A 12,388-nucleotide genomic window follows, 5' to 3' on the forward strand; every position below is an offset into this window, starting at 1 on the left:
GGCGCTTTGAAGCTTGGAATTCACTTCCCATCGGTGAATTTTAAGACTCGACGGCCTTCCTGTCGGCTGCGTTCCGGCATTGGCGTAGGCGGCCGGATGCTCGTGGTTGACGACGGCGTTCAAGGATCCGGCAAACCCATATCGATATTGGCCGTGCGATAGAATCTCGAGGTTTCGGCAGGAATCGGTGGGATGCCTAGTGCCTGTTTGGCAAAGGTGTGCCGATGCCGTGATCGAAGAAGGTTCGGCGTGGCCTTCTCCTATTGTTGATGTTGTGAACGTGCGAATAGCGGGGGCGATTATTCGCCCCCGCTCCAACTGGCTCATCCTGTCTCGGGCGTCCGAGTTAGGGAGTTGCCTTTTAGCTCCGAGGCTCGTCAAGCTGCATAATTGCCTCATATACCCGTTCGCAGCATTTTCCGTCGCGGAAAGCGAATGTCTCTTCCATTCGCTTTTTGTATACGTCGTCGGGTTTGAAGTCGCGGGCGGCTAGCTTCTCGAGTTCCGCCAGAAGGTCGTTTTCGTTGTCGACGACAGGGCCGAAGCCATCGCGTTCATAGTCGAAATAGCCTTGGGAATACACCTGAGCTCCGCCGTAGAAGAACTCCCTGTCGAATTGGTAGAAAATGCACTCTTTACCCAGATAGGCCACATCAAACGCCATTGATGAGTAGTCGGTTATGCAGACGGATGCGCTGCAAAAGCATTCTTGAATTGAGCGGTCTCTATTGTTTGTGTGTACCGTTATATAGTCGGGAACGGAGAATGCCCCTGTCTCGATATAGGGAGCAATGTTCGCATGTGGTACGAAAAGGACTTCACATGAGTTTTTCTTTGCGAGTTTCTTCAAGGTTGAGTTGTTGAGAAACGACTCCCAGGTTTCTTTGTATTCGGAAACTAAAAAGGAATCTTTGAATTCGCGATTATTTCCTAGCCCCAAAGTGTTTCCAACTAGCGATGCCCTCCATGTGGGAGCAATCATAATGGCATGTCTTGCTTGTTGAGAAAAACGCCTGCTAGATTGCATCTTGAGCAGTGCATCGTGTCGAGGAAAGCCCGACAAGGTCACGGATTCCGGTGCAATCTCGTAGGGTGATCCGTCATCGACGAAAGAGTGATACTCTTCCGTCGAAGCCGCAGCAAGAAGCGATATAGGTTTTCCGTTCAACCATGTAGATAAGTTGTGAACAGTGAGACCGTGCTGCAAGAATATAAATTTTTTCGATTTGAAAAAATTATCTTGGAAATAGGAATGGACGAAATTGTCGGCATGGGAACTGATTATCATTGAGCATTTCCGAAGCTCTAACTCATGAGCTTTCGATCCAAAATTAAGCAGGTTAAAGCCTTCTTGAGCGAGCCTCTTCCAATCGGGGGACTCCTTGCGCAATGCGAACAAGCACCTTTGCTCAGGATGATTTCTCATCATATAACGGTAGAAGTGCTCTCCGTTGTCGTCTGCTTGCGTGTCGCGATCCATGATGATCCACGTCGATCCTTTTTGTTCGTACGCAGACCAATTTCTGGTATAGCGTCTAATAGCTTCGCGAACGCTTAAGCTGTTTTCAAATTGCTTACCGTCGACCGTAAGGCGTGCGGATTCTCTCTTTTTGCCGACGTACGAAAGGACTTGGTTCTGCCTTTCAAACTTGAACGAAAGTTCATACGTGTCGTACAGATTGACTCCGAAGAAGCTATTCCCAACCCTTTTGCTCCGAATGGGGGTCAGCACTTTGCCGTCAAGGTAGAAGGCGATTTTCTTCGAGCATGTTCGAATATGGATCAACTTCTTAGGAAGATCGATGCTCGTGACATAGGCGATCTGGTAAGGAGGTTCGCGAGTCATGAAAAACTGCGATATCGCCGCCTTGTGCGCAAAACGCAAGAAACGTCCAGGGAAATCGAAAAGAACTTTCGTGTCAATGCATGCGAATATTTCACGAAGTAGATCAAGGAACTCCTCCTGCACGCCAGCTTCTTCGGCAAACCTGCTGCGTTGAGGTCGATTGACAAACCAGCCAAGGTAGTACGACAAATCGTACAAGATGGTTTTTTGAATATTGACAGGATAAAACCCTCGTACCCTTTTAGAGTATTGAAGCAGATCGAGGTAGCCGTATCGTGGCACTGAAATCAGCTTGTTGGTATCACGCCATGATCCATCTATTGTCGAAGTGCCGCTTTCCCGTTTCCGATAGTAATATCTCGGCTTGCTTAAAAATCCAACTACTCCCGCCGTCAGTTCGAGCAGGTACCTCCCAACGAAATGTCCGTCTTCGAAGTTCGGTTTAATGTCTTCGCTTATTTTCAGCCCACGATCCTTGATTACGGACATTTTGAAAAAAGCAGTACTCATTGAAAACTGCATAGGAATGTGCTCGTCAAGCGCCGAATAGAATTTGTCGCCATGCTTGTAATTGTTGTTAAGCGGGTGGGTGTCGGAGTAGCGTCTCCCTTTTTCAAAAAAGTACACTAGTCGGCAACTGACCATCTGAACTGACGGCCATGCGACGATCGCTCGGTCGACCTCCTCGAAATAGCGCTTTGATACGAAGTCGTCCGGGTCGATGAACGTCACCCATTCGCTTTCGGTATGATTCATGCCGAGGTTGCGGGCGGATGCCTGGCCCCCGTTTTCCTTTTTTAAATACGTGATGGCGCCAGGCCAACGATCTTGCCAGCGCTTGATGATCTCAGCTGATAAGTCCGTGGAGCCGTCGTCTACTGCGATGACGCGGATGCTTTCTTTAAACATGGTTTGGTTGTAAAGGCTGGTGAAGAAATCATCCAAGTAAGCCTCAACGTTGTACACGGCGGTGACCACCGTGTAGGTCTGGCTGCTTCGGTAGGTATTCGGCTTGGGCTCAGATCCTTTCCGAGTTTTACGGTAGGCTCGGATCTTCCGAATGGCGGGATCGGGCAGAACCTTCTTGGCGGCTCTCTTAATATCTTTCTTCAATTCGTTCGATGACATGTTGACACCTTTCGTAGCAATATGACCTGGCAGCATAATCGACGAGTTATTTATTCAGCACCCCTTTGTCGGCCAGCTCCTTCAAAAGACGGTCGGTGTTGTGGCCGTCCCGATGCTCGACGATTTCGGCGAAGCGCTCCGCGTACTCGCGCGACTGCGGCTTGCCGTACAGCTCGGCCACCGCCGCCTCCAGCTCGTCGGGGGAGTAGCAAACGGGACCGAAGGCGCTCTGCTCGTCTATCATCAAATGCGTGCCCTCGCCGTACCGGGCCATACATTCGTCCTTCTCCTCCCACCAGAAGACGACGTTCGCACCCCGGTAGAATGCATCGAAGGCGATGCTCGAGTAGTCGGTGATCAGCAGGCGGACGCCCCTGAGGAGCTCGTCGTAGCTCCCGACGGCGGCTTTGCCCGGCGAGCCGGCGAACGTCGCCTGGTCGAACAACGGGTGAGGGGCGACCACGACCTTGTCTCGCAGGCTTTCCGGGATGGACGAGACGATCTTGGCTACCATCTTGGTGTATGCGGCCTTCTCCGGATGCTCCCTCATCTCAGCGAACTCCCATATCCGCCATGTGGGCATGACCAGGATCTTGTCGGCGTCATCGTTCATGAAGCTCCTGTCGAACTTGGGCAGCCCGCACACGATGAGCTCCTCCTCGGAGAAGTCGGCGGAGTCGATGAAGTGCTGCGCCTCCTTGTGGGAGGATACTACGACCAAGAACCGGCCTTTGACGTTTGTCCGTCGGAAGGAGGTCCGCTGCGGCGAGTCCAGCGAGATCATGTACATGACCCCGTGCTGCAGGAAGACGTGGGTCGAGCGCCTGCTCTTGAGCTTTCTTTGCACGAAGAGGTTCTGACAGCGAAGTTCTAAGGCGTGTGCCGCGGTCTCCGTTCCCAAGAAGGTTTGGCAGCGGAAGAACCGCACGTAATGCGCGAACGTGTGCTGGTAAAGGAACCTCTTCCGATAGCGCGGATCGACATCGAGCTCGTTCGCGACGCCTCGATCGATAACGAAGCGGACGTTCGGGCACCCCTCGTCGACCAGCCGCTCGAAGACGACACGCCCGCTCTCCTCGTAATGCCGTCCGTTCTTCTCGTACAGCAGAATCGGGTCGATCCAGAATGCAAGCTTGGAAGCCGCCCATGCGAGGAACAGCTTTGCTTGTTTCGTCCATGAGTCCGTGACGTTCAGATGTCGGACGGTGAAGGTCGTACCTTTCCCGGCGTTCTGCCGGAAGTACAGGACAAGGCGCTCGTCATCGAGTACATGAAAGGCTGTGTGCGCAGCGAGGTACTTGGGCATGAAAGCGCTGAACCGCACGCCGGAGGAGTCATCGGCGAAGAGGGATGCGGAGGCTCTAAGCCGCACCACGTTATGGATCGGCATCGTGAGCGCCTCTTCGAGCGGGATGTCTATGCGGATTAGGCGGAGGTTGAGCCTTCCTTCCCCCTTGAAGGGGAGGGAAGGCCATACGGTCGGGCGCGGTTCGAGGCCTCCCACTCGCGCAGTCAGGCTTTCAGCGTGTCCTGCGCAGGGCGTGCGAACGGAAGCAAGCGACACGAGCGACATTGCGTTGCGTCTACGGGAGAAGAACCCGAACGGCAAGACGAAGGAGAAAGCCTCGCTCCTACCGCTCGTAGCATCGTTCTTGCGGAAACGCCAGCTCATCGAGTGTGCCTTTTCGCAAAAAAGGAGTCCTTACCAGGTGCGATGTATCCGTATGGCGCATTAAGAATGACCGAACAGGATGGGTTTACATAATCGGGGTTATCAGACTTAAACATTGAACCATTTCTCCCGTTCGAAATACTGCAGCAAACTGTAAGCCATTCGTAAACTGCCTGTCGATTGTACCCGAAAAACTATCCCTGGCAAATACTCCAATAGGCAAGTCCCGGAAATCCTGTCACACGTAAAGCTCGTGACCTGGGATGTTGCGCCGTTTTCTCGATAACCCCGATTATGTGAATCTCCGCCCTTGAGTCATTCGGTCAAAACCAGTCCAGCTAGGCGATGCTGTCCCGTTCGCTCGACTCGGGCTTACCGCCGAAAGCAGTCAAAATTGCTGGTGATCTCTAATTGACTAACAGGAGGATCGGAAAGACATGGGAAAAAATTTGAAGGCCGTGCGCCGCGCAATAAAGAAATTCAAGAGCGATCCCCAGTTTAGGGCAAAGTTCCTCTACGCTTCTGCTTTTGACAAGGCTCCTCGAATAGACGAGCATCGTGTCCTGCTCGAATCGTTCAACGGGAAAAATTTTGGCGGCAACCCATTTTACCTACTTAAAGAATTGCGCTCGAACAAGCAATATGCCCACCTAACCGTTATTGTAGCTGTTAATGAAACCCGCATTGAAGCCACGCGGATCCTGCTGGACAATCATGGATTGTCCGATGTCCCAATAGTAGCCGTCCATTCTGAAGAGTACGTAGATGCCCTCGTTGCCTCAAAGTATCTCGTCAACAATTCGACTTTTCCCACGTACTTCATAAAGAGGTCGGGGCAAATCTACCTAAACACGTGGCACGGAACCCCTCTTAAGGCTATGGGAAGAAAAATCATAGATGAGCCTCATAAGACGGGTAATACGCAGCGCAATTTCCTCATGTCAGACTACCTGCTCTATCCAAACGAATACTCTTTCGAACATTTTAAAAACGACTACATGATAGCTCCGTATTTTTCCGGCAAATACGTTTTAAGCGGTTACCCGTGCAACGCCGTGCTCTACGACAATGAGCTAAAGCAAGCTATGAAAGAAAAGCTTGGCGTTGAGGACAAGCGGGTCGTCGTATTCATGCCAACCTGGAGGCAAGGAAAAAAGAACGGCCATAAAGGTAAGCATTCTCAAATGCTTCAATTCATTCTGATGACGCTTGACGAACGACTTGATGACGATGTCGTAGTTTTCGCCAAGCCCCACTATTACGACACCCGAAAGATCAATTTCAAAAGTTTCAAGCACGTAAAGCAGTTTCCTTCCGATCTTGAAACATACGAAGTGCTGTCTATGGCCGATCTTCTTGTCACGGATTACTCTAGTGTTATGTTCGATTTCTTGAACACGAACAAGGAGATCGTTCTCTTTCCTTATGACCAGGTCGAATATTTTGAAACGAGAGGAGCTTATGTTTCGTTAGACGAGCTTCCGTTCGATCGGACAATCGATGTATATGATCTTTGCGAGAGAATAAACAAAACCACGAAAAGCGAGTCGACCGCTTCTCGCTATCCCGAGGCGAGGAAAACATACTGCCCTTACGACTGCGAAGATGCAGCTAAAAAGCTTTGCGATTTGCTGTTCTCAAAGACCGAGCAAGACATGATGGTCATTCCGGGCGCAAAGTATCACAACGACAACCCGAACATTATTATTTTTGGCGGGGCGCTGACAAAGAACGGAATCACGTCGTCGCTGCTTGGGCTTTTGGACTCCTTAGACTTCGATCAGGTCAATTACCTTGTAACGTACCCATCAAACAAGGGCGCTGCCGTCATCGAAACCATAAACGGATTTAGCGACGACCTTGGCTACTACCCCATCCAGGGTGAGCAAGTGATGACCTATTCGGAGGCAATAGCTCGATTCCTGTTCTTTAGATTCAGCATTGAGAATCCCTGGATTTCAAAAAGGATCAAAAGCCTCTTTTCTCGAGAAGCGCTCCGTCTCTTTCCTTCGATGTCGCTTACAAGGTGTATTCATTTTAGCGGGTATGAGCGAAGCTGGATGCACCTTATCCTGGGGATGGAGAGCGAAGAGAACGTAATCTACGTCCACAGTGACATGTTGCAAGAAAGATCTATGAGGTCGAACTATCACATACCGTCGGTAACGAGGGCTTATCGGGAGTTCGACAAAGTTGCAGTAGTGAGAGACGGTTTGAAGGGGATCATTGCTCAGGGTTTCAACATAAGTCCTGACAAAATCTCGGTGGTTCACAACATAAACAGGATAGATCCTATCCGGAATCTCGCTTTGCAAGACGTGCATTACGATGCCCAGACCAGCTCCAACATGCCCATAGAAGAGCTGAAGGCAATCCTTGAGGACAAGTCGATAACCAAATTTATAAACGTCGGGCGCTTTTCACCAGAAAAGGGCCATATGCGACTCATCTCTGCCTTCTGTCGCTACTCGGATGCGCATCCCGATAGCGCGCTCATCATCATAGGAGGACACGGGGTAGACCATCGCACCATCCTCGACATGGTCGAGGGGCATCCAGGAAAACGCATCGTAATTATCAAAAGCTTATCGAATCCTTTCCCCATTCTGGCTTCTTGCGACGCTTTCATTCTTTCGTCGTTCTACGAAGGCTTGCCTATGTCGATCATGGAGGCTCTCATCTTGGGGAAGCCTGTCATCTCCACAGCGATTTCGGGTCCCAAGGAGTTTCTTGAACAAGGCTATGGGCGCATCGTCGACGATTCAGAGGACGGCCTCTATGAAGGTATGTGCGATTTCGAGAAGACCGGGCTTTCCGATCTCAAGAGCTTTGATGCTGAAGCGTTCAATGCTCAAGCGGTAAAAGAGTTTTACGATGCAATAGGTCTTTAAGCGCTTATGTGCATGCTCTCGTTCGCATGCACATTGCGGCAAAACGAACGACTGCTAGAACCCTTCGAGTCGTCATCAAGCGATCGGGGGGTTCTGTTGTGGATCGGGCACTGAATCGTTTTTTTGAAAACTAACAATTCCCACGTATTGCTTCGATGCGGGAATCAAACACGGACCGTACGGGGCGGAGGATGTTCGACATTGTTGCTGTTGCCTGACCGGTTTATAGCATGGTGCTGCATGGAGCTACATCCTCTGTGGTGTCTTCTTCGGCTGCATGCTCGTTTGGCTGCCGCATACGCGTTTGCTGCCTTGTTGGTCTAATGGGTTCTCATTCTGGGGTTTTGTGCGCGTGCTATCATTGATGCCGAACAGATTCACGCATGATGGAAGGGTGAGGTTTTGGGACCGAGTTCGAACCGACGGGCTCCTTACGGTCGGGGTGGAGAGCGCACGCCGGGCGTGGTTTCGCCGTATGACCGCAATCGATCTTACCGGTCAAGTTCGCTTCAGGGTCGCCCAGCGGGCAGCTCGGTGCGCCCGGCGCCCAGGCCCACCGCGCAGCAGCTATATCCCGAGCGTGTTAGGAATCGAAAGCGCAACCGGCTGATCAGGCGCATCGGTTTGTGCGTACTGGCCGTGCTGCTCGTGGCGGTCTGTGCGACAGGTGGGTATGCGCTGTGGTATTCAAATGCCCTCGATGGCGCTCTGTCCATGGGCTCCGAGCAGGATGCTTCGGTTGACTCCGTTTTGGTGAGGCCCGAAACGGGCAAGCCCTTTTACGTGTTGCTTCTTGGTTCCGACTCCAGGGAAGGGTCAGGCACGTCGAAGAATCCCGACATGCAAGGCGACAACCAGCGTTCCGACGTGATGATCTTAGCCCGTGTCGACGCAGGCAAGAAGCAAGTTACTTTGGTGTCCGTGCCGCGCGATACTCCCTATACGCTGGACGGTGGGAGCGTTGTTAAGATCAACGAGGTGTACAACATCGAAGGAGCGGCCGGCTCCATCAAGGCCGTGTCGAAGCTGACGGGTGTTCCCATCTCGCATTACGCCGAAGTGCATTTTTCCGAGTTTCAGGAAATCGTCGACAAGCTGGGTGGTATAACGGTGGACGTGCCTATCGAGGTGTCGTACAAAGATGCGCTCACGGGCGACAAGGTCACCATCAAGCCGGGCGTGCAAGCTTTGAACGGCCAGCAGGCGCAGATATTCGCGCGCGCTCGTCATGAGTATGGCGAGAACCAGGAGGCGAAGCGGCAGAGCAACATCAGGACGGTGCTCATGGCCATTGTCGAGAAGGTTCTCGAGAAACCCCTGGCCGAATTGCCGGGCACGGTGCTCGATCTTGCTGAGAGCGTGGGCACCGACATGAACACGTCGGACATCCTGTCGCTCGCCCTCGATTTTTCGGGCGGCTCGGGTGAGATGACCGTATACAGCTGCACCGGCCCCAGCAACGGCGATTTCATGGAGCAGCATAACGGTCTATGGTTCTGCTACGAGAACCCGGAAGGGTGGGCGAACCTCATGGCCGCGGTGGACGCCGGCGAGGATCCTGGCGAGCTGGACGTCGAATCGACTGCGATCATCCCTGCGTCTTCGGACGCGTCGGTCTGATAGGCATCAAGGAAGGACGAGAGGCCATGCCGGCTGTTTCCGTGATCATACCCATGTACAACGTGCGTCCCTATATCGAGGACTGCCTGCTGTCGTTGAAGCGGCAGACGTTCGGCGATTTCGAGGCGCTGTGCGTCGACGACGGTTCGACCGACGGCACGCTGGAAGCCGCTCGGAAGGCGGGCGGCGACGACGCTCGCTTCTCATTCCTTTCTCAGGCGAACGCGGGGCAGTCTGCCGCGCGCAATGCGGGCATCGCCCGCGCGACGGGGAAGTACGTCGTCTTCCTGGATTCCGACGATTACTACGAGGATCGTGCGTTGCAGATGCTGTTCGAGCGGGCGGAGCGCGACGGGTTGGACGACCTGTTCTTCTCGGCCCGCACGCTGTACGAAGGGGAGGACGTGCGAGCGCGCTATCATGATGAGTATGGCGGTCGCTCCGACATCGACGGCATCATGACGGGTCGCGAGCTTATGGTGCGCTTCGTCGAAGAGGATTCGTTCTGCGTGTCTCCCGGAATGCAGTTCGTCCGTAAAAGCTTTCTCGACAAAGTTGGCCTTCGGTTCTACGAGGGAATCGTGCACGAGGACAACCTCTTCACCTGCCTCATGCTGGCCTTGGCGCCGCGAACCGGCTTTCTGAACGAGTCTTTGTACGTGAGGCGGGTGCGGCGCGGCTCCACGATGACCGAGGATCGCGAGATCAAGCACGTGTACGGTCACTTCAAGGCAGCGTACGAGATCGAGGCGTGGCTGCGCGTCCATGTGGGGGAGTGCTCGGAGGCGTTCGTCCGCGTTTTGCTGCGTCATGTGGCGTTCTGCTACGATCGGGCGGCGTTCGATGCCCTGTCGCTCGATGAGGCGCAACTAGAGGCGTGCGCGACCCAGCTGGGCGCATCGGATCCCGACGAGGGTGTGTCGTTTCGCTTGCACGTGATTGAGCACGCGCGAGAAACCGGGGGAATTCGTCAAGAGTACCTTGGCTCCACGACGTACCGGATAGGCCATGCTATCATGGCCCTGCCTTGTCGACTCAAGGAGCGCTTGGGTCGTTAGGCGCACTGCTCGAACGAAAGGAATGGTACAGGTGAAATTGAAGAACATCGTGCGCTACGGTGCGGTTGCGGCGCTGATGGCGCTAACGATGGCAGTTATGGTTAGCTGTCAGAAACAGGAGCCTGCTGCGGAGTCGGAGCCCACCGATACGCAGCTCATGCAGGAGGCTGCCGGCGATGCGAAGGCTCCCTTCTACGTGCTAGTGGTTGGAAACGATTCGCGCGTTGGAACGACTCAGATCTCGCTCGAGGACTACGCCGACGGCACGGGGCGCTCCGACACCATGATGCTGGTTCGCGTCGACCCCGTTACCTACAAGATAACGCTAGTCACCGTGCCGCGCGATACTGAGGCCGACTACGAAGGTTCGGTGGTGAAGATCAACGAGCTATACCGCCAGGGAGGCATGGAGGCCGCTGTCGAAGGGGTGGAGAGCCTGACTGGCGTGCATGTTCAGTACTATCTCGACATGGGCTTCGTCGACTTCGAGAACTTCGTCAACGCGCTTGGAGGAGTCACGGCGAACGTCCCCATCGACATGCATTTGAAGGACATCGTGAACGGCGGCACCATTGAGCTGGGCGCCGGAACGCAGGAGCTCGACGGCCCCGAGGCCCTTGTTCTCGCCCGTGTACGCAAGCTATACGCGACCGATATCGAGGCGTGCCGCCAGATCCAGGACCGCCAGCTGGTCGAGGCGGGCATCAAGCAGGTTGCGGCCGACCCGGCGAACGCTGCGGCGCACCTTGACGCGCTTCTTGGCAATGCCGAAACGAATTGGCCGAAGGACGAGCTGGCGGCTATGGTGGCGGACTTCGCCGCGAACGCCGACAGGATCGCTTTCCAGTCGGGTACCGGCCCTTACGTTGGCGACTTTATGGAGGAGCATGACGGCCTCTGGATGGTTCCTCGCGACGAGGGAACGTGGAGGAAGGTTATCGAAGTGGTCGAATCCGGCGGCGATCCGACGACGGTCGTAGCCTTGCCCGAAGTAGAAGCGGCGTAAGCCACTTAGTATGCAAGAAGACCCCGAATGCTCGGGGTCTTCCTTTATTTCCCGCCTTCGCGGCTGCTTTTTCTCGTCACGTATTTCTTAAAGGTGCGAAGAGTGAACCAAGGACCTACGTTGCGTAGGTTGTACAGCCCCTGCTTGACGAGCCCCCAGGCGTAGGGCGCGCTGCGGACGTACGGTTCGGGCATGCCGCGCAGTTCGGCAAACATGCGCTTGCATCCTGGAGGTATCTCGGCGTCAGACAGAACAAGATCGGTATCCATTCGCTCGAACATGCGCGTGGCTGCCGCCCGCACCTCGTCGTTCGTCAGGTCGACTTCTTCCAGGACGCCACCTAGGTAGGTGAAGCCGCGGCTGTTGTGGGCGCGCAGCACGGCTTCGTCGCGGATGCCTATGCGTTCGAGCGCATCCATCATGTCGTTCCATCGGTCAAAAGGCAGTAGCGTGTTGTTCAGCGCGAAGGACTTCGATTTCTCGGGCGTTTCCTCGCGGTAGCAGTAGTACGGCTCGTCGAGATAGACGATGCGCTCGGCTTGGCAGAGCGTCTCTATCAGAAACGGGTTGTCGGCCCATCCCGCTCCCGGATACTCGCGGAAACGGATACCGTGCTCTTCAAGGAATCCTTTGCGGTAGATGGCCGACCATATGGACGGATGGTGCGTGAGCAGATGCGCCGCGTCGCGGATGATGAACGGCTGGCAAGGCGGCTTGATGCGACGGCGGTAGCTGCAGTTCAGCTTGCGTTGCTCGGGGGTGTCGGGCATCCAGATGCGCCAGTACGGGGTTTTCACGATGTCTGCGGGATCGTTGAAGGTTGCTTCGAAAGCGAGCATGTCGGCATACATGCCAGGTTCAATCCAGTCGTCGGGCTCGACGATGGAGATCCATGCGCCTCGCGCCTCTTCCAGTCCGCGATTGCAGGTGGCTCCGTAGCCTTGGTTCTGCTTGTCGATGACGCGGATGCGCTCGTCGCGAGCGGCGTATGCCTGCATAATGGCGAGAGAGCCGTCCGTGCTGCCGTCGTTCAGGCAGATGACCTCCAGCTCGCGGTGCGTTTGCGCGAGAATGCTGTCGAGGCATTGCGCAAGGTACGGCTCCGCGTTGAAGACCGGGACGATTATAGAGACGAGCTGATTATCTGCGTTGCGCATGAAGGGCCTT

Annotated in this window: 7 protein-coding genes; 4 read left to right on the forward strand and 3 right to left on the reverse strand. The window is 54.4% G+C overall.

The genetic code is table 11. The annotated features are described in order from the left end of the window. Positions 1-361: 361 nt before the first annotated feature. Together GT613_RS04170 and GT613_RS04175 are read right to left on the reverse strand one after the other, a co-directional pair. The gene (locus tag GT613_RS04170; protein ID WP_021411001.1) at positions 362-2,974 is read right to left on the reverse strand and encodes a CDP-glycerol:glycerophosphate glycerophosphotransferase; all 2,613 of its coding nucleotides are present in this window, start codon (positions 2,972-2,974) and stop codon (positions 362-364) included. A 46-nt stretch (positions 2,975-3,020) separates the two neighbouring features. Then, positions 3,021-4,478, reverse strand: coding sequence for a CDP-glycerol glycerophosphotransferase family protein (locus tag GT613_RS04175; protein WP_157666220.1), 1,458 nt, complete (start codon positions 4,476-4,478; stop codon positions 3,021-3,023). Between the two features lie 605 nt (positions 4,479-5,083). On the opposite strand from GT613_RS04175, the gene GT613_RS04180 reads away from it, so the two are divergent. From GT613_RS04180 to GT613_RS04195, 4 genes are all read left to right on the forward strand, one after another. Then, positions 5,084-7,537 carry a glycosyltransferase gene (locus tag GT613_RS04180; RefSeq protein ID WP_021411003.1) on the forward strand — a complete coding sequence of 818 codons (2,454 nt, stop codon included), beginning with the start codon at positions 5,084-5,086 and terminating at the stop codon, positions 7,535-7,537. Positions 7,538-8,377: 840 nt separating this feature from the next. Then, positions 8,378-9,157, forward strand: coding sequence for an LCP family protein (locus tag GT613_RS15420; RefSeq protein WP_227101278.1), 780 nt, complete (start codon positions 8,378-8,380; stop codon positions 9,155-9,157). A gap of 26 nt (positions 9,158-9,183) precedes the next feature. Continuing rightward, positions 9,184-10,215 (forward strand): glycosyltransferase family 2 protein, encoded by a 1,032-nt coding sequence (locus GT613_RS04190; RefSeq protein WP_021411007.1) that lies wholly within the window; start codon positions 9,184-9,186, stop codon positions 10,213-10,215. A gap of 22 nt (positions 10,216-10,237) precedes the next feature. Next, entirely contained in the window at positions 10,238-11,221 is a 984-nt protein-coding gene (locus GT613_RS04195; protein WP_114526352.1) for an LCP family protein, read from the forward strand. A gap of 44 nt (positions 11,222-11,265) precedes the next feature. On the opposite strand, the gene GT613_RS04200 is transcribed toward GT613_RS04195, so the two are convergent. Then, positions 11,266-12,378, reverse strand: coding sequence for a glycosyltransferase (locus tag GT613_RS04200; protein WP_114526350.1), 1,113 nt, complete (start codon positions 12,376-12,378; stop codon positions 11,266-11,268). Positions 12,379-12,388 lie beyond the last annotated feature (10 nt).

The sequence above is a fragment of the Eggerthella sp. BIOML-A4 genome (assembly GCF_009875575.1).
In the GTDB taxonomy this organism is placed as follows: Bacteria; Actinomycetota; Coriobacteriia; order Coriobacteriales; family Eggerthellaceae; genus Eggerthella; species Eggerthella lenta.

What these genes read in the sequence shown, in the direction of transcription:
- GT613_RS04170 (WP_021411001.1), bottom strand. Translation starts at nt 2,974, where the DNA reads ATGTCATCGAACGAATTGAAGAAAGATATTAAGAGAGCCGCCAAGAAG.
- GT613_RS04180 (WP_021411003.1), top strand. Translation starts at nt 5,084, where the DNA reads ATGGGAAAAAATTTGAAGGCCGTGCGCCGCGCAATAAAGAAATTCAAG.
- GT613_RS15420 (WP_227101278.1), top strand. Translation starts at nt 8,378, where the DNA reads ATGCAAGGCGACAACCAGCGTTCCGACGTGATGATCTTAGCCCGTGTC.
- GT613_RS04190 (WP_021411007.1), top strand. Translation starts at nt 9,184, where the DNA reads ATGCCGGCTGTTTCCGTGATCATACCCATGTACAACGTGCGTCCCTAT.
- GT613_RS04195 (WP_114526352.1), top strand. Translation starts at nt 10,238, where the DNA reads ATGGTACAGGTGAAATTGAAGAACATCGTGCGCTACGGTGCGGTTGCG.
- GT613_RS04200 (WP_114526350.1), bottom strand. Translation starts at nt 12,378, where the DNA reads ATGCGCAACGCAGATAATCAGCTCGTCTCTATAATCGTCCCGGTCTTC.